The organism is Microcoleus pseudofavosus SVA1_A4 (assembly GCF_036700565.1).
Taxonomy (GTDB): Bacteria; Cyanobacteriota; Cyanobacteriia; order Cyanobacteriales; family Microcoleaceae; genus Microcoleus.
This window is the reverse complement of record NZ_JAUBPE010000048.1, coordinates 38,618-57,349: the sequence shown is the minus strand read 5'-3', so window position 1 is coordinate 57,349 and position 18,732 is coordinate 38,618. Positions and strand designations below refer to the sequence as shown.

Below are 18,732 nucleotides of genomic sequence, written 5' to 3'. Positions count from 1 at the left end.
TTCTTGCACCCTTACTACTTTTTTGGTCGGAAAACCCATACACTGTTTACTTTTCTCACTGATTCAGCAAGCCCTACTTATTAGCTATACCACATGGTACAGAAATCGTCCATCGGAAGGCACAAAATTTTAGATATGAAACTTTACTTATTGATAGCAGGAGTCACCTACATCTCACCATCCATTCAAATTATCCCATAGGTAAGGTGCGCAATGCGCACCCTAGAACTAAAGTTATTGCTTAAGTCCTAAACTTGCAATTTTCAGTCGCCGAAATTTCACTCGCAAACCGTCGCGAGGATGAGGAGTCGGTACTGCGATCAAATGCAAATCTTGATCCGGTAAAAGCTCCCATTCAAACTCCCGAACAATCTTTGCCGCAAACAACTTCATTTCTAATCGGGCAAATTCTTTGCCCAAACATTCTCGCAAACCTCCGCCAAATGGCACGTAACTGAACGGTTTAGCCGATCGCTCGGAGTTAAATCGATCGGGGTCGAATCGATCGGGTTCGGGATAAACTGCGCTATCCTGATGCGTCTGATTGATTTCATAAAGCACGCTCCAACCCTTGGGAATTTCGTAGCCGCCGAACTCGCAAGCATTAATTACCTGCCGAAAACCGCCTCCCACCGGCGGAACTAAACGCAGCACTTCTCGCATAACCTGTTCTAAATAAGTCATTTGTTTGAGCTGTTCCAAGGTTAGCGGTTCAGTTGCGGGGAACTGCTGCTGTTCGGCCCGCACTTTTGCCATCACATCGGGATTTTGAGCTAGGAGAAGACAAAAAGAGGCGATCGCCGAAGTTAAAGTTTCGTGTCCCGCAAACAGCAGCAACAGCAATTGATCTTTTAACTCCTCCAAACTCAAACTATTTCCCTCGTCATCGCGAGCCGAAATCAGCAAACTCAAAGCATCATTGCCGCTAGGGGTTCCTTGTTGGCGATCGCGAATAATCTTTTCAAGTTCTGCCAACAGCAGCTTCCGGCACTTTTTCGCCTTGCCAAACTGACTCCAAGGCACATCTAAAGGAATCGAAAATAAACCATTGCACCAAGTTTCAAAATAATATCCTAGCGCCGTTTCAGAACCCTTATCAATCCCTACTAACAACTTACCCGCAACATCAAAAGTATAATTTCTCAGTTCTGGATACCAAGTAAGTGTCTCCATTTTGGCCCATCTTTGCAAATAGCGCTGAGTGATATCTTCCATCGCTTCCATGTAGCCGGCCAAAGCTCGCGGCCCAAATGCTTGGTACAGCAACTTGCGCCGATTTTGGTGGTCAGCACCCGTTTGCAACGCCAATGAAAGCGGCCCTAAAAGCGCTTTCGTGCTGGGAGGCCAACTCACAACAAAATACTGGTTTTCATTGCTTAAAACAAACAAATTCGCCTCCGGGCCGCACACAAACACGGTAGGCTGTCCGAAAATGCTGCTTTTGAAAATGGGCCCGTACTGCTGGTGGCGTTTTTTGGCGAATTGGGAATCTAGCAAAAAGTTGAGGGTATCGCCAATTAGCGGCAAACCGAAACTGCCGGGAGGTAATGCCATTTTAGATTTTAGGTTTTGGGTTTGAGGAATTGGTTATTGGCTATTATAACCAATTTGGCTGTACGGACACGGCAGTGCCGTGTCCCTACCGGACATCTGTACTTCACTCAACTGAGAAATGCTACGATCGCCAATAACAAATAACAAATAACAAACAACAAACAACAAACAACAAATAACTAATGACTAATGACTAATGACTAATAATTGGAATCTTGATCGTAAATTCAGAGCCTTTCCCCACCACGGAGAAACACTGGATTTCACCTTTATGTTTTTCGACAATAATTGAATGGGAAATCGCTAAACCCATCCCCGTCCCCGAACCGATCGGTTTTGTAGTATAGAAGGGGTCAAATATCCGCTGCTGGACTCGATCGGTGATACCTGCACCGTTATCAGCAATTTTAATCACAGCGAGAGTACCTTCTACCTCTGTACGAATGCGGATAATTCCCGGATTTTCGAGCGGTTCTTGTAAAACGTCAATAGCGTTAGCGATAATATTCATAAACACCTGATTCAACAGTCCGGCGTAGCACTCTACCAGCGGCAATTGTCCGTATTCTTTAACGACTTTAATTGCGGGGCGATGGTACTCCGTACCTGCTACGCTAACGGGCTGAACTTTCAGACGGTGTTCTAAAATCATCAATGTGCTGTCGATTCCTTCGTGAATGTTAACATCTTTCATGTCGGATTCATCGAGGCGAGAGAAATTCCGCAAACTCCGCACGATATCCCGAATCCGAGTGGCTCCCACCTGCATCGAAGACAGCATTTTCGGCAAGTCGTCTAACAAGAAATCCAGCTCTAAAACCTCTATTTCCTCCTGAATCGCTGGAGAAGGTTCCGGGTATTCATCTCGATACATTTGCACCAGTTTCATCAGGTTTGTGGTGTATTCTTCTGTGTAGGTAAGATTGCCGAAAATAAAGCTGACTGGGTTATTGATTTCGTGGGCAATTCCTGCTACCATCTGACCGAGACTCGACATTTTTTCTGCCTGCACGAGCTGGGTTTGAGCTTGCTGGAGTTCGCATAGAGTTACTTCGAGTTTAGCAGCTTGTTCTTGCGCTATCCGGGCTGAATCGACGCTTTGAGTGTAAAGTTCCGCTTGATTAATGGCGATCGCCAATTGATTGCCCACCGCCACTAACAGTTCTACTTCCTCACCGCTCCAACACCGCACACCGCTAGAAGTGCTACAGCAAATTAGCCCGATTTTACCAGTAGATGTCTGAACGGGAATGTCCAGCAGAGAATTGAATCCTATAGAGTTGAAGAATTCCCGCTCGACTGGATCGGTAACAGTCTCAAAATCATCGACCCGAATTATTTCCAAATTGGCAATCTGCTCGGCATAATTACCAGTTGCATCAGTAGGAAATAAGCCCAACAGCGAAGGCAAATCAGCATTTTTCGCCTCGTACTGCACAGCCCAAACTGGCGGCGAGGCGTCAGGTAAATACCAAATAAACAGACAGCGATCGAGTTGCAGCAAGTCGCGAATCTGCTCCACAGTTGTCGCCAAAATAGTATCTAAATCCAGAGATTCGCGGATATTGCTAGCTAGTTGATTCAGCAGCGCTTCCTGCTCCGCTAATTTGCGAAATCTCGCTTCTGACTTTTGCAACTGTCTTTGAGATTCTTTTTGTTTTGTAACGTCCAAACCCAAACCGATTAAGCCGATCGCGTTACCGCAATCATCTTTGACCTGAGTTTTAATTATCTCCAACTGGTGATACTCGCCATCAGCCAACTGGAGCAATTCTTCAGAATAACAGGGAGTATCTTGGCTCCATGCTTGCGCGTCAGATGCCATAGAGTTAGCAGATGCTTCTAATCCCAAAACTTCGGAATAGTGAGAGACTGCTAAAAATTCATCTTCGGATACAGCCACATCTTCGCAGAAAGTTTTGTTGACTAATAACATCCGCCCGCTAGGATTTGCCATCCACACCCAGATCGGAGCGTTGTCAATAATTGTCCTCATAGTTTGCTTTTGGGCGGCGAGAGCCATTTCTGTTTGTTTGCGCTTGATTCCCAAGGCGATCGAATCGGCAGTTGAAGCCAAAGCAACCAGCGTTGATTCCTTCAACTCCTGGCGAGCAAACATCGCGATTACTCCCAGCAACTGATTGTCAACAATTAGCGGATATCCAGCAAAAGCTACCATTCCTTCTCGTTTCGCCCATTCTTTGTCGCTGACTCTGGGATCTTCTTCCACAGAATTAGTGATGTGAGGTTTTTGCTCTCGGGCGATTAAACCAATCTTGAACTCGCCGACAGCAATGCGGCTGTGAGCGCCGTCAATGTGAGTATACATCCCCCCGCTTGCTTGCAGCTCCAATACATTTCCCTGTTCGTTCAGCGTCCAAATCCGAGCAAACGCAGCATCCCAATGGCGCACCACTACATCGGTGCATTTTTGCAAAGTTGCAGGCAAAGTCTGGTTTTGAGTTAGAGCAATTCCCACATCTGCTGTGAATGAAGAAATTTTCAATTGTTCTGCTAAAGCTTGTTCTGCTATTTTGCGCTCTGTAATGTCCGTAGCAGCACCGAGACGCTGGTGAATTTTTCCATCCTCTGTTCTGCTAAATACAACATTCCGGCCGACTAACCAGTGCCAACAATTCTGTCGATCGCGCAGCCGATATTCGTACTCAACAACCTCGCCGTCGGGAGCATTTTCTAATTGCTGCAAATATTCGGGATATTTAGCTAAATCATCAGGGTGGATAATGGTAGATAACAGACTGCTGCCCATTTGTTCAACTTCTTCGGCCGTATAGCCGAGGGTGTCAGTGATTTTACGGTTGCTGTAGACATTTCGCTGCTCAGTTTCGTCGTAAACATAGAGAAGATTCGGACTGGTATTGGCAATGCGCTCAACAAAATGCTGGCTGGCTTGCAGCGCTGCTTCTGCAAGTTTTCGATCGGTAATGTCCATAGAATTGCCAATCAGGCGGTAGATTCTGCCAGAGGCATCGCGCAGTGGCGTCAGAGTTACCATAAACCAATGTTCTACACCTTCCAACTCGGTCTTGTTTTCGTAACAAATCGAGCTGCCTGCTGCCAAACAATCGTCGTATCTTTGCCGAATATCTGCTGCTACTGCCGGGGGAAAAACCTCTTCTGGAGTTTTGCCTTGGACATCGGCGATTAAAAAGCCTGTAGAGGCTTCTGTAGCAGTATTCCAGCCTTTGTAGCGCAACTCTCCGTCGGCGGTGACATCTACCACGAAAATAGCTTGATTAGAGCCGTTATAGATGCTGTTTAAAAATTCTTCTTGTTCGCGCAATTGGATTTCGGCTTTTTTGCGTTCTGTAATGTCGCTGCAACTGCCGACAACGCGATAAATTTTGCCCGATCCGTCCCGCAGCGGAGTCAGAGTTACGATCGACCAGATTTCTCTAGCGTCAAAAGTAGCGGGATATTCGCGGGAAATCGAGCTGCCTCTTTCCAAACAGTCGATCAAATTCTGCCGGAACGTTGCTGCTGTAAATGGATCGAAAAGTTGTTCGGGAGTTTTGCCGCGCCCGAATTCGCTGCTGATGCCGCCGAATAAGTCGGCTACTGGGTTCCAACCGACGTAGCGAAATTCTCCGTCGGCGCCGATATCTATTACGAAAATGCTGTAGTCTACGCCGTCGTAAATGCTGCGCAAAAATTCTTTTTGCTGCTGCATTTCTTCTTCTGTGATTTTGCGATCGGTAATATCGGAGTGCGCTCCCACCCACTCACGAACGCTGCCATCTGCGTTCAATACGGGCACACCGCGCACGCTCATGTACCTGTACTCGCCGTCGTGCCTACGCAAGCGGTGTTCTACTTGGTATGAAGTGCGGTTGGCAACTGCATCAGACCAAATCTTTGCAGTATGTTTTCTATCATCTGGATGGATAGCATTTAGCCACCCCCATCCTTTAAGTTCGCTGTAAATCTGTCCCGTAAATGCACTCCATCCTGGTTGTTCGGTGACAAATTCGCCTTCGGCTTTACTATCCCAAACAATTTGGGATGTGGCTTCAATTAAGCAGCGGTAGCGTTCCTCGCTTTCTTGTAGAGCTTTTTCTGTGCGTTTGCGATCGGTAATTTCGCGAGCAACTCCAACTACGCCCGTGATGTTTCCGGCTCGATCGCGCAAAGGACTTTTGGTAGAAAGAAATGTCAGGATGTTGCCCTCGCTATCTTTTGCTACTTCCTCGATCTTTTCCTCAATACCAGCTTGCCAGATCCGGCGGTCATTTTCCACAAGCATCTCTGCAATATCCGGCGGAAATAATTCTGCATCTTTTTTGCCAATAATTTCTGATTTTGGCAAGCCAATAATGGCCGCAGCCTTAGAATTGACCAATATGTGGTGGCCCTGAGTATCTTTGACAAAAATGCTGTCGCCTGTACTTTCAATGATGCTTTCAAAGAGGATGTTTCTCTCTAGTAGCGCTGCTTCTATTTCTTTGCGATCGCTGATGTCGCGAGATATGGCAACTACGCCGACAATATTTTCCTGAGAGTCACGCCAAGGGTATTTCGCTGTTATAAACGTTCGCATAGCCCCGTTTTTTGGTATATCTTCTTCATAAGTCAAACATTCTCCGGCTGTCGTCACTCTGCGGTCTACTGCGATAATTTGACTGGCTATTTCAGCAGGAAATAATCCTGCATCATCTTTGCCTATAATTTCCTCGATCGGTTTTCCCAAAAATTGAGCTACCGCAGAATTAGCGATTATATAGCGGCCTTGAATATCCTTGACAAAAATGATATCCGGCGTGCTTTCAATCACAGAATGCAAGATAGAATTGGTGTACCGGAGCGACTCTTGGGTGCGTTGGCGATCGGTAACGTCGCGGCCGACACCATAAATCAATTCTTCCTCGCAGACAGCGTTAGCATTCCAGGCTATCCACTTGTAAGATTCGTTGCGACACCGCCAGCGGTTTTCAAACCCAACGGTATTGTTGCCTGTAGCAATGCTTTCAGCTTGTTTTAGGGTAGCTTGGCGATCGTCTGGATGCACGAATTCAATGAAGAGTTTGCCCACCATTTCGGCTGGGGAATAGCCGAGGATTTTTTCTGCTGCTGGGTTGATGCGTTTGAGATAACCGTCAAAACCAATGACGCACAGCATATCTGGCGAGAGACTAAAAAAGCGATCGCCCTCGTCGGGTTTGCTGGATGGGCGATCGTTTTGGGCTGCGACAGTAGAGGCGTTTGAACACGCCGATACCGCCGCCAAAAAGACAATATTTGCTATTCCCAAAAATCCCAAGGCGAGTTGGCGATGGTACAACTGATCGCGGCTGCCAGCTACCAGCAACCCGTTTAAGACAAGCAGTACAACTATCAAAATTGAGAATAAAGTGCCAGGGGCGATCGTCGCTAGGCTAATTTTTTTTTCATACTGCTTGCTGCCTTCTGCCTTTTCTATTCTGGTGACTGCTGGCGTGAATTTTCTCAACAACAGTCGCAGTAAGTTCGATAATTTAGTGCTGTTTGATTCTTCGATATGAACAGAAGATTTCATTTTTTTACTCTTGATTCCCTTTTGGTTTTGGTGAGTCACAATTACAATAAAGATTTTTAATTTTTGTAAAACTTTCCTAGCTTGCGGAATCTATCATTTTAAAAGTTGCGTAAATCTACGCAACTCGGTCAGAAAATTAAGTGTATTTACGGAATTAGCGAGCAATCTCTTTTTAGCTAGGGTGCGCCTTTTCTACTTTTTTCCACCACTCATAGAGAGAGTTTATCTATAATACTACGCTACATATTGCTGTTAGTCATTGGACATTTGGCCTAATCTAGCTAATCCTGGACGCAGAGCCTAATTATGTATGCTGCGCATGAAGCTGCTTACCGCGTTAGAGTAGCGTATTATACCACTTTTTGCGTCCGGGAATGACCGGGTTTGATGTACGAAAATACTGCGTGGAGATCCCTGGCTGTGGGTTAAACAGCCCGGAATATTAGTCAAGTTCAAACAGGTTGAATTTGAGGATAAATAAATTATGAATTTAAAATAAAGATAAACTGGTGATTTGTGAAGATAAAATGAAATTTTATTGGTAGCAGTTTTTAGTTGTACGAGATGTTCGCGGGTAATTGGTAATTGGTAATTCGGAATTTTCCGAGTGCAGGGATCTGCTTTGCATCGCGAGCGTCACGTGAGCGCACTCGATATTATTCGGATGTAACTGGATGAGATGATATGAAATCCGGTAGCATCGGAATTATAGCATTTCTCAGATAGATGAGGTATGTAATAAGGCTTGAAAGTCCCGATATTCAGGGAATCTCGTGTACCTCATCTTTTTAAGAAAGGCTATATGTAGTGCGAGCATCCCCGCTCGCGAGCCACGCCGCGAGCGGGGACGCTCGCACTGACATTATCCAAATATATTATTCGGATGTAACTGGATGAGATGACTCCTCATAAAACTATGAGGACTAAAGTCCTTACTACAAACCGATAAGGCTTAATTTAAAGGACTAGATATCAACGTGTTTCGATTCATCCGCAGGCGATAGGGGCAAAGGCGGCACACCGCCCAAAGCAGATCCGCGACCTAGTTGCTGTTGCCGAATTCGCTCCAAATTCCCCGCAGGAATAGAAGCTATAAGTTGCCGCGTGTAAGCTTGCTGCGGCTGGCGGTAAATGCGCTCGGCAGTGCCAATTTCCTCGATTTTACCTTTGTTCATGACGATCGCGCGATCGCTCATAAACTTGACCACGCTCAAATCGTGAGAAATAAAAATATAAGTCAGTCCAAACTCTGTTTGCAACTCCTTCAGCAAATTTAAAACCTGCGCCTGCACCGACACATCCAATGCCGAAACCGACTCATCGCAAATAATAAACTTAGGATTCAAAGCCAAAGCTCTAGCAATACAAATTCGCTGCCGCTGCCCGCCAGAAAACTCGTGAGGGTAGCGCCGCATGAAATCGGGATTTAAACCCACTCTCTCCAACAAATAAGCCGCGCGATCGCGCTGTTCTTTCTGGTTCTTACCAAAGCGGTGAATCACCATCGGTTCCATCACCGCATCCCCAACATTTAGGCGCGGATCGAGAGAACTAAAAGGGTCTTGAAAAATAATTTGCAGATCGCGCCGCAGCCACCGCAATTTGCGATCGTACTCTTTTTGCATCCGATAATTAGCCATCCACTGCGATGCCGAACTACTTCTGGCAGGAGGCGTAATTTCTTGACCTTCAAAAAATACTTTACCGCTGGCGATCGGAATTAATTGCAGCAAAGCTCTTGCCAAAGTTGATTTGCCGCAGCCAGATTCGCCCACCAAACCCAAAGTTTCGCCCGGGTAAACTTCAAAAGAAATATCGTTTACCGCCATAAACAAGCGTTTAGTTTCGCCAAACATTCCCTGCACCGGAAAACCGACTCGCAAGTTATTAACAGCTAGCAAAGGGCCGGAAATATGCGGCAGTCGAGGCGGTTTTCCTGTTGCAAAAGCGGGATTTCCCCCGCTGCTGTCGCCGTCTAAATCGATATTTTTCTCGACAATTACCAATTCGCCGCTAGCAGTTGTGGTGACATCCATAAAATCGGAAACTGTCGGCAAGCGGCGCAGTTGCCGATCGAGAGTTGGGCGGCAAGCTAACAGACCTTTTGTGTAAGGATGTTGGGGATTGCTGAAAATTTGTTCGATCGCACCGCACTCAACAATCTTGCCTCGGTACATCACCGCCACGGTATCGCCAATTTCAGCAATGACGCCCAAATCGTGGGTAATAAAAATCATTGCCATGCCTCTAGAGTCCCGCAACTCGCGCAGCAAAGCTAAGATTGTTGCCTGCACGGTTACGTCTAAAGCCGTGGTCGGTTCGTCAGCAATTAATAAAGTTGGATTGCAAGAAATGGCCATTGCAATCATCACGCGCTGGATTTGACCGCCTGAGAGTTCGTGGGGGTAGCGATCGAGCATAGCTTGTTTTTGGCCGTTGACGAGCTGCATCAAATCGCGATCGTCATCCATAACTGCTTGATTTCCCGCAGCAGCCCGGGAGTGCTCTTGCTGCAAAGCCAAACACCGCTGCCCGATCTCATCGTCGCCCGGTAGCAGCTTCACCTCTTGCAGCAGAGAAGCAGCTTTGCGCCGCGCTTCTGTCTGCGACACCTTTTGGTGCAAACAAATGGCTTCTGTGAGTTGAAATCCGATCGTATAAACGGGATTGAGCGAACTCATCGGCTCTTGAAAAATCGTCGCAATCTGGCTGCCCCGGTATGTTTGTTTTTCCCTATCCGGCATTTCCAGCAGATTCACAGGCCCATTGCTAGCGCCGTCTTTTGTCGGAGAAAACCAAATTTCGCCATCGATTTTCGTTGACGAACTCGACAGCAAACCCATCACAGCCAGGGATGTTACCGATTTTCCAGACCCCGACTCTCCCACAATTCCCAGAGTTCGCCCTCGCTTCACCTCAAAGGAAATGCCGTCAACAGCTTTGACTGTTGCAGACGCATCGCCTGCGTCCGCAGATTGAAATTCAACCCGCAGGTTGCGAACTTCTAGGACGGTTTCACTCATGGAGGTCTACGGCAAAAATTAAAGGGAGATTAAGTGGATTGTAGCAGGGCCTGATGAAGGCAGAAGGCACGGGGAAAGTTTTAAGATTGCTTCGTTCCTCGCAACGCTTCGCGGTTTTGAATTTTAAAGTTTAAATTCTTTAACTTAAAACTCAAAACTCAGAACTACTGGAGTGCCTTCTGCCTGCGAGTAATATCAAATCCGGCAGCATCGGAATTATGTAGTGCGAGCGTCTCGCTCGCGATCTATAGTCGCGAGCGAGACGCTCGCACGCTATATCATCCAAATATATTATTCCGATGCAACCGGAAATGATATAATTTTCCTCAAAAACCGATGACCTGAGTGTCAGCAGGCAGTGCAGTGGCCTCGGAGACCTTTTTAAACACAGTTGCCTGATCGTTTAAGGAATTAGGTCTCGCCTGTCCGGGATTGGTGCCTTGCAACTGAAGGCGCATTTGACCTTCGGGAGTCAACTCAAAAACAGTCTGAACGGTTTCTGTGCTGCTGAGGCCGACATCAAGGTGCATCGGTTTTTCACCGAGATTAACTTTGTACCTCATTTCTTTGGCGCGGGCAGCTCCGTCGGGGCCTTTAGCCATGAGAAACAGTTTGCCTTCAGGCGCAAAGACGAAGGTGAAAGACTGACCGGAAGGGACTGTGCCTTGCCATTGGCCTAAGAGTTGCTGGTCGATGTTGCTAGCGGCCGGGGCTGCTGTTTCTTGGGCAATTGTTGGTGCTGCTGCCGATGCGGGGCCGAGTGAGGCGTTGAAGCTGGCGAGGATGCCGAAGCAAAGGCTACCTGCGATCGCTTTGCCAATCATTTTTGAATTAGACATGAGACCGATATCAAAATTAGTTATTTGTTTTGTACACTGTAGCGGTAAAAACGTAAATTGTTTAGTTTTAATCTCTTTTGGGCACGGAAATACATTTAGTCAAATTGAATACCAACCGCTTTAATTTGGGGCATCTGCCGAAAAAGTCGATCGCCCCAAATCTGCTCGCTACCGATTTTGTGGCGCTGTTTGCTGTAGCCTCAGCAATCGCTTTTTTTCCGAAAGCAATCGCTGAGACTGTTTTGCGTTGAGAATAATCAACGCAAAACAGTCTCAGCGCTCAATTGCTTTCAAAAGTGCGATCAACTGTTTCTGTCTGAGATTCTGTCTGAGATTCTGGTAGAGATTCTGGCGTCGGTTCCTGTTGATTTTGCGATCGTTTCGTTCGCTGCAATGCCTCTGCGTAAGACCAAGCCACGCTCACAATAAAAGCTTTCGCCATACCGTCCAAATTTTCTGAATCCTCGTTTTCCGGCGCTTCAGCTTTTTGGTTGCCGTCGTTAGTCATGTTTTTATTTTCTCCGGGGCTGGTTTTTCTAGCGACTTGTTGCTGTGTGCGATCGATACCCACAAACGATACCCACAAATTATGATTTTTATTGCACCCGCACCCTACTTATCTTTGAGGGTATGACCTCGATCACCGCAAATAATATCATAAATACGCTGATTCGATAACCGCATCAGAAACAAACCTTAACTTCGCTGGTTGCCCGCAACACTGACTCCTGCTGGAAAGTGCGCTTGTAAGTTTCGACAATTTCATTAATAGCTCGATTTTTGTCCGGGCTACTTTCATAAATTAAAATCACTATTTTAGAATTTTCTTTAATCAGAATTCCCGAACTGTTTAGAAACTGCCCAGAGCCGTTTAATACCGTTAGCCCGTCCCGAAAGCGAGGGGTAATAACTGCCTTGACAAACTCCTGCCATTCTGCTTCAGAAACAATCTCGCCTCCCGGTTTAGTTAAGCCAAAATACAGTTCATCTTTGAGGAAATTTGTTTGCTTGGCGTTAGTGTCCGAAGTTTCAGGAAGTTGAGCGCGGGCAATTGTCGCCGGACAAACAGGTAAGATAAACAGCAGACCGGTCAAGCAAAGACTGTTAAGATGTTTATTCATATATTGTTTTTAACCGCTGGTTACTTAAACTACCGGCAAACATAAGCTGTTCTACATTTAAATTGCATATTTCGGGCGGCGGAGCAACTTATATCAATTCCGGCTGCGCCGGAATGAGATAGAGGACACGGCAGTGCCGTTTCCCTACCGCGCGATCGATTGTAGGGACACGGCAGTGCCGTGTCCTGATTTCGGGTAAAATTAATTCCCATACAACCGGAATTGATATTACATCATTTAAAATAATTTAAAACTTAAATAAATCTAAAAAAATAGTGGAAGATGTGAGGTAAAATGCACATCTTGCACTATATTATGAACGGGATTTTCGGCCCTTGCCACAAAAAAAACTATTCCTAATCCTTTAATTCGCGGATACTTCTCTTAGCCGTGTCTTGGTACATTTCCCCAAATTCTTTCACAGCAGCTCCTGCCTCTTGCCCGATCTTCTGAGCTCGTTCGCCCGGAGCGTCCTTAGTTTCGCGAGCTTCTTGCCTCCATTCCCGGGTTGTTTGGGGTCTTTCGGGGTTGTTGAGATCGCCCTTCGATCCAACTTGCGTGCCGTAAGCTTTGCTATTGTCTCCAGCATTAACATTTGCCGTCAGCAGCATAAAACCGACTAGGACAACACTCAAAAAACTCTTCACTTGAAAGCCCTTAAGCAGGGAACTGATGCGAGCGATCGCTGTGGAAATCAAATTCATCTCGGTAATACTCCTAAGTTGATTGGTGATAAATTTCAACATTTTTAAATCTCATTGGCTTACTCCAAACTGAGCAGCTAACGCCAGAGAAAGCCAAATTAGCTTTACCTTGCCATTAACCACATAAATAGAGTTATAGGTTAGCGATAAAATCTGGTAAACACGCCACCTATGTGTCAGCCAATTAGCTTTTTCACACATAAACATCACGTTAACAGCAGCAAAATAGTTATACCTCTAACTAAAGTCATAACTTAGTTAGAAGCAAAAAACATATTTTTATACACATGGTTAGACTATTTTCAATCAATCATGCTATACAGGGCAAATTCTTATTGCAAGCGATCGCCAGTTTTCACATCAAACCAGTGCAGCAACTGAGGCGGAAAAACCAGCTCTACAATTTCGGAATTCCAGTGGCGGTCATTGGGCAGCAAAGCCCGCACCGTTACTGGCTCCAAACCTTTAACTCGGACGCTAACTAAATTTTGCATTCCCAAGTTTTCCACTAAATAAACCTCACCTTTAATTGCCTCTGGGGCCGCTATCTTGCCGGCCTCTGCATTTGCAAAACCGACGTGTTCCGGGCGAATTCCTAACACAATTTCTGGCGGCAGAGTCGGCATATTGGGGAGTGGAACTCCAAAATCACCTAACATCGCAAAATTGCCCTGGCATTTAAGCACTAGCAAATTCATTTGCGGGCTGCCCACAAAACCCGCTACAAACTGATTTGCAGGACGGGTATAAATTAAGTGTGGCGGATCTAGCTGCTGCACGCTACCGCTGTTGAGAACTGCGACTTTTGTAGAAAGCGTCATGGCTTCGGTTTGGTCGTGAGTAACGTACACTACAGGAGCTTTTTGGGATGCAAATAATTGTTTGAGTTCGGCCCTAACTTTTTCGCGCAATAATGCGTCGAGATTGCTCAAAGGTTCGTCGAGCAAAAATACTTCCGGTTGGCGCACTAATGCGCGGCCGAGGGCGACTCGCTGCCGCTGTCCGCCTGATAGTTTTCCGGGTTTGCGATCGACTAATTCTGTCAATCCGAGGGATGCTGCAACTTCCGTCACCAACCGGTTGATTTCGCTGGAGGAGATTTTGCGAAGTTTGAGGCTCGACGCCATATTCTCGTATACTGTCATGTGCGGGTAAAGCGCGTAACTTTGAAAAACCATTGCAATATCCCGATCGCCCGGTCTTAGATAAGTCACATTGCGATCGCCAATTCTAATCTCGCCTCTAGTCGGCTGTTCCAACCCTGCAATCAACCGCAGTGTCGTAGATTTGCCGCACCCCGACGGCCCCAGCAAAGTCAGAAACTCCCCTTCGCTGACATCCAAACTAATGTCTTTCACCGGCACATTTTTAGGGCTGTAGGTTTTATTGAGGTTTTTGAGTTGCAATTTTGCCATGATTTTTAAAGTGTTGACTGTTGACTGTTGACTGTTGACTGTTGACTGTGTTGTTTGACTCGTTCCCAGGCACAGTCTAGGAACCAGTTCAATCTAAAATCTAAAATCTAAAATCTAAAATCGATTTATCCTTTTACAGCCCCGGCTGTTAAACCTTGAACGATGCGCCGCTGGAATACTAAAACCAGAAAAACCAAGGGTAAGGTTCCCAAAACGGTGGCTGCGGCGATCGGCCCGTAAGGAATCTCAAAGACTGATGTGCCACTGAGTTGAGCCGTGGCGACGGGAATAGTTTTCAGAGATTCGCGAGTCATAAATGTTAGTGCAAATATAAACTCGTTCCAAGCTGAAATAAATGTCAAAATTCCAGTTGTGACTAACGCTGGAAATGTCATCGGCAGTACGATTTGCCACAGCATTTGGAAAGTGTTGTATCCGTCTACTTTAGCGGCATCTTCCAAATCTTTTGGCAATTGTTGAAAGAAACTCCGCATCACCAAAATAGTCAGCGGCAGATTGATAGCGGTGTAAGGAATAATTAATGCTAAATAATTATTGCCTAAGTTCAAAGCTTTGACAATTTCCAGCAGTCCCAAAAATAGCAGCACCGCCGGAAATAGCGTCACAATTGTCACAGTTGCTAGGATAATTTTCTCGCCCCACAGCCGCAACCTGGCTAAAGCGTAAGCTGCGGGAGCGCCTACTGCTAAACACAGCAATGTCGAACTTATCGAAACAAAAGCGCTATTTAAAATGTACAGTGCAAACGGACGGCGGCGGAACAAAGACAGGTAGTGATCGAAAGTAATTCGTTTGGGAATGTAGACGTTGGGAATCGCCGCAATATCCGCATTTACTTTGAAAGAAGTTAGCACCTGCCAGACGATGGGTGCGAGGAAATATGCGACAATTAATATCGCCGAAATTGGCAAGATTAATTGCCGGATGTCAAAGGTTTTTTTTGTGGGTTGTTCGCGGGCGATCGACATAATTTATACCAATGAGATAAAAGTGCAACTGTTGGTTATCTAAAATCTAAAATCCCAAATCTAAAATCGTTTTAGTTTCCTCCGGCTGCATTGATGCGGGCTCTCGATAACAGGTAAGCGGCGATCGCAACTGCTGCCACTAACAGCAAAAAAGTACACACCACCAAAGCCGCCCCGTAGCCAAAGTCTAAATACCTCATTACCGTGCTGTAAATGTAGATAGAAACCGTCTCCGTTGCCCCCGCCGGCCCCCCTCCCGTCATCACCTGAATCAAGTCGAAAATGCCGAAAGATTGGGCAAATCGAAACAGCAAGGCAATCACAATTTGGGGCATCAGGAGCGGCAAGGTAACTTGACGGAAACTCTGCCAGCTACTCGCCCCGTCAATGGCGTGTGCTTCGTACAAATCACTGGGAATTGATTGCAATCCCGCTAGCAAAAGCAAGCTGACAAAGGGCGTAGTTTTCCACACATCTGCTGTAATCACTGCCATCATTGCCAAAGTCGGATCTCCCAGCCAGCTAATGCTATTTTGAATCAATCCCAATCGCCTCAAAATGTCGTTAATTACGCCGTATTGGTCGTTAAAAATCCACGCCCAAGCTACACCCATTAATGCAGTCGGTAACGCCCAAGGTAGCAGGGAGATTGTCCGCACAATGCCGCGCCCTGTGAAAGATTGATTCAAGACTAAGGCAATGCCCATGCCGAGAATTAATTCCAGCACAACAGAGGCGACAGTAAATACTGTGGTGTTGCCTAAAGTCTGCCAGAAACGCCCGTCGCCTAACATTCGACTGTAGTTAGCAAAACCGGAAAAAATTAGTTTTAATTCAGTACCGAGGTTTTGGGTGAATAAACTCAGCCAAAAAGCGCGCAATATTGGGTAAGCAAATACTAGCATCAGAATTATCAAAGCTGGTGCTACTAATATCCATCCGGTTTTTTGTTCGCGCTGTCGCATCTTGTCTAATTGCATATTTTTCACCTTTAATTTATTTTTGGGCGGGCTAGAAGCCCAACCCCTACTCCCCACAATTGAATTAACTTTTTGTGGAACAGGCATCTTGCCTGTTCGGGCGGGCAAGATGCCCAACCCCTACTCCCCACAATAAAAAAATTAACTTTTTGTGGAACAGGCATCTTGCCTGTTCGGGCGGGCTAGAAAATTCACTCTTTGTGGAACAGGCATCTTGCCTGTTTAGGACTTACGAAGCTTGGGGTTGTTTCAAACTGCCTAATAAATTGCGCGTTTCGCTAGCTGCTGCTTTCATTGCTTGTTCTGCACTCATTCTCCCGGTAAAAGCTGAACTCAAATAGCGCTGCAAAATATCAGAAGCTTGAGCGTATTGTGCTATGGGGGGGCGCAAAGCTGGCCGTTCCACTACTTTTAGCAGTTGGGGATAGTGGGGATATTTGGCGACTATTTCTTTGTTGGTAAATAGGGATTTGTAACTGGGAACTAAACCTGTTTCTAAAATAAATTTGCGCTGGGTTTCCTCGCTGGTAAGGTATTTAATTGCTTTCCACGCTTGTTCTGGATGTTTTGAGGTTTTGGCAATTCCCCAGCCCCAGCCGCCCAAGCAGGAACCGCCTGTTTTACCGATACTGCTGAGCATTGGCTCGATCGCAATTTTGCCTCTAACATTCGAGCCCTCGGCATTTGCCAGCTTCCAAACATACGGCCAGTTTCGCAAAAAAAGCGATCGCCCGTTTTGAAACAACAGCCGGGTTTCTTCTTCGCCGTAGGTGGTTACACCCGGAGGAGAAATGCCGGAGGCGATCGTATTTTTGAGAAATTCCACTGCTTTAATTGCCTCCGGTTTATCTAACCCAACTTCAAAAGTTTGAGGGTTAGCCCAGAAGCCGCCGAAACCGGAGAGAACCTCGACAAACATCGCAGATACTCCCTCGTATTGTTTGCCTTGCCACAGATAACCCCAAGTTGCTTTTCCCTGTTTCTGCAAGTTTTGAGAGATTTTTACCATCTCTTCAAAGGTTTTCGGCGCTGCGATTCCCGCTTGTTCTAAAATGTCTTTGCGGTAATAAAGCATTCCGGCATCGGAAGCGTGGGGAATTCGGTAAAGTTTGCCCTGATACCGCCCGCCTTCGACGTTACCTTGGATGAATTTTGATAGTTGTTCGGGGGAAATTCTGTCTGTCAAATCCCTTACCCAACCTGCGGCTGCAAATTTGGGAACCCAGACAATATCCATGTTGATGATGTCGTAGGGCGATTCGCCTAAAAGAAAGGCAGATGTGTAAAGATTTTCTATGAGGTTTGTGTCAGAAGGCCCTTCTATGAGGTTGATGCGAATGCCGGGGTTTTTCTGTTCAAATTCTTTGAAAAAGGGTTTCCAGTTAACAATGTCTTGGCTTTGCATCAACATCGTGAGCACGACTGGCTGTTGAGTCAGTGCCGGCAGGATAAATAAAAGCAAGACGGCGGCTAATGCGATCGCGAATAAGGCGAAAAGATGAGGCTTCTGCCTTCGTTGCGGCGGGGAATTTATTTTTTGCATTTGTTTTTGAGAAGTGGCGGTGCGATCGCCTTATTTCTCTCATAACTCGCTTTCTTTTGTTTCGCTGAATTTAGCGAGTTTGTGCAATAAAAATTTAAGTAAACTTTAGCTTACTTAATAATGCTTGAGTGAAAGTGCAAATTTTGATTTAACAAGCTCGCTAGCGAGTTAAGTAAACATCTATCCAGAGATAGATATTGAGATTATTGTCTAATATAGCAGTTGTCAATCGGATGAAACTCGCATCTTGCACCATTGTCAAGAACAGGCAAGATGCCTGTTCCACAATGAAATTGATCTCTTGTGGAACAGGCATCTTGCCTGTTTCTCAACAAGTAATTGAGAATTGTGCAATATCTCAGATGAAACAAAGTAGGGACTTATACCCAGCTTAAGTCCCTACAGATGTTCGCATACAATCTATATTTATCCCTACTTTTAAGAATTGGTATAACTTTTGCCGATCGCCCGATCCGCGATCTATTTTGCTATAAAAACCCGGTTTCTGAGTAAGTCCTAAATACAAAAAACACCGCTCCTCAAAACAGGAGAACGGTGTATAGGGGGTGTTATGGGTTGTTGTCTGGGATTAACCCTAACAAATCACGATCGGCTCAGGCTATGCCTTGTGATGGTTAAAAAATTGGCACAAACCTGTCGCGCGTGCCGGGATCGCGATCGACCATTGCCGTTACCCAAGCCATTCAACAACAGCATCTTCCTTGGTATTGGTGCGCCGTTCTGGGGTTTCGCGCTCGAATTTCATGTGGATAGCGCGGTTTTGTTCGCCGTCTGCGGCTACTGCAAAAATCGGATAGTCGATTAAGCCGTCTTGGAAGGACATTTGGAAGCGGAAAGTGCCGTCAGCATTGAGTTTAATCGGCTGTCCGCCTACGTAGACGGTGGCGTTGGGCTCCGTGGCGCCGTAGACGATCAGTTCGGCATCAGCAACTAACCAGAACTGGCGGGGGCGCATCGGGGCGGCGAAGCCAACTCCCGACATACCGACACCGGACATACCGACACCGGAC

Annotated in this window: 12 protein-coding genes and 1 pseudogene; all 13 read right to left on the bottom strand. The window is 46.2% G+C overall.

Annotated features, from left to right (window positions below; translation table 11 throughout):
* Positions 1-234: 234 nt before the first annotated feature.
* Entirely contained in the window at positions 235-1,554 is a 1,320-nt protein-coding gene (locus tag QUA02_RS20395) for a cytochrome P450 (RefSeq protein ID WP_333030207.1), read from the bottom strand.
* Between the two features lie 193 nt (positions 1,555-1,747).
* Positions 1,748-7,087 (bottom strand): PAS domain S-box protein, encoded by a 5,340-nt coding sequence (locus QUA02_RS20390; RefSeq protein ID WP_333030205.1) that lies wholly within the window; start codon positions 7,085-7,087, stop codon positions 1,748-1,750.
* Positions 7,088-8,052: 965 nt separating this feature from the next.
* Positions 8,053-10,110 (bottom strand): ABC transporter ATP-binding protein, encoded by a 2,058-nt coding sequence (locus QUA02_RS20385; protein ID WP_333030204.1) that lies wholly within the window; start codon positions 10,108-10,110, stop codon positions 8,053-8,055.
* A gap of 326 nt (positions 10,111-10,436) precedes the next feature.
* The gene (locus QUA02_RS20380; RefSeq protein ID WP_333030203.1) at positions 10,437-10,949 is read right to left on the bottom strand and encodes a hypothetical protein; all 513 of its coding nucleotides are present in this window, start codon (positions 10,947-10,949) and stop codon (positions 10,437-10,439) included.
* A 280-nt stretch (positions 10,950-11,229) separates the two neighbouring features.
* Entirely contained in the window at positions 11,230-11,520 is a 291-nt protein-coding gene (locus QUA02_RS20375) for a hypothetical protein (RefSeq protein WP_333030202.1), read from the bottom strand.
* Between the two features lie 112 nt (positions 11,521-11,632).
* Positions 11,633-12,070 (bottom strand): DUF3574 domain-containing protein, encoded by a 438-nt coding sequence (locus QUA02_RS20370; protein ID WP_333030200.1) that lies wholly within the window; start codon positions 12,068-12,070, stop codon positions 11,633-11,635.
* 356 nt (positions 12,071-12,426) lie between these two features.
* Positions 12,427-12,816 carry a hypothetical protein gene (locus QUA02_RS20365; RefSeq protein WP_333030198.1) on the bottom strand — a complete coding sequence of 130 codons (390 nt, stop codon included), beginning with the start codon at positions 12,814-12,816 and terminating at the stop codon, positions 12,427-12,429.
* A gap of 290 nt (positions 12,817-13,106) precedes the next feature.
* Positions 13,107-14,189, bottom strand: coding sequence for an ABC transporter ATP-binding protein (locus tag QUA02_RS20360; protein WP_333030197.1), 1,083 nt, complete (start codon positions 14,187-14,189; stop codon positions 13,107-13,109).
* Between the two features lie 125 nt (positions 14,190-14,314).
* Positions 14,315-15,178 carry a carbohydrate ABC transporter permease gene (locus QUA02_RS20355; protein ID WP_333030196.1) on the bottom strand — a complete coding sequence of 288 codons (864 nt, stop codon included), beginning with the start codon at positions 15,176-15,178 and terminating at the stop codon, positions 14,315-14,317.
* Between the two features lie 71 nt (positions 15,179-15,249).
* Complete coding sequence (locus QUA02_RS20350; protein ID WP_333030195.1) at positions 15,250-16,158, bottom strand: carbohydrate ABC transporter permease; 909 nt, start codon at positions 16,156-16,158, stop codon at positions 15,250-15,252.
* A 229-nt stretch (positions 16,159-16,387) separates the two neighbouring features.
* Positions 16,388-17,701: an ABC transporter substrate-binding protein gene (locus tag QUA02_RS20345; protein ID WP_333030194.1), complete on the bottom strand. Its 1,314-nt coding sequence runs from the start codon at positions 17,699-17,701 to the stop codon at positions 16,388-16,390.
* A gap of 160 nt (positions 17,702-17,861) precedes the next feature.
* Entirely contained in the window at positions 17,862-18,017 is a 156-nt protein-coding gene (locus QUA02_RS20340; RefSeq protein ID WP_333030192.1) for a hypothetical protein, read from the bottom strand.
* A 375-nt stretch (positions 18,018-18,392) separates the two neighbouring features.
* Positions 18,393-18,732, bottom strand: a pseudogene (locus QUA02_RS20335) (DUF4912 domain-containing protein); the annotation flags it as partial.

Coding starts and splice junctions, on each gene's coding strand:
- QUA02_RS20395 (WP_333030207.1), bottom strand. CDS start 1,554: ATGGCATTACCTCCCGGCAGTTTCGGTTTGCCGCTAATTGGCGATACC.
- QUA02_RS20390 (WP_333030205.1), bottom strand. CDS start 7,087: ATGAAATCTTCTGTTCATATCGAAGAATCAAACAGCACTAAATTATCG.
- QUA02_RS20385 (WP_333030204.1), bottom strand. CDS start 10,110: ATGAGTGAAACCGTCCTAGAAGTTCGCAACCTGCGGGTTGAATTTCAA.
- QUA02_RS20380 (WP_333030203.1), bottom strand. CDS start 10,949: ATGTCTAATTCAAAAATGATTGGCAAAGCGATCGCAGGTAGCCTTTGC.
- QUA02_RS20370 (WP_333030200.1), bottom strand. CDS start 12,070: ATGAATAAACATCTTAACAGTCTTTGCTTGACCGGTCTGCTGTTTATC.
- QUA02_RS20365 (WP_333030198.1), bottom strand. CDS start 12,816: ATGTTGAAATTTATCACCAATCAACTTAGGAGTATTACCGAGATGAAT.
- QUA02_RS20360 (WP_333030197.1), bottom strand. CDS start 14,189: ATGGCAAAATTGCAACTCAAAAACCTCAATAAAACCTACAGCCCTAAA.
- QUA02_RS20355 (WP_333030196.1), bottom strand. CDS start 15,178: ATGTCGATCGCCCGCGAACAACCCACAAAAAAAACCTTTGACATCCGG.
- QUA02_RS20350 (WP_333030195.1), bottom strand. CDS start 16,158: ATGCAATTAGACAAGATGCGACAGCGCGAACAAAAAACCGGATGGATA.
- QUA02_RS20345 (WP_333030194.1), bottom strand. CDS start 17,701: ATGCAAAAAATAAATTCCCCGCCGCAACGAAGGCAGAAGCCTCATCTT.
- QUA02_RS20340 (WP_333030192.1), bottom strand. CDS start 18,017: ATGCCTGTTCCACAAGAGATCAATTTCATTGTGGAACAGGCATCTTGC.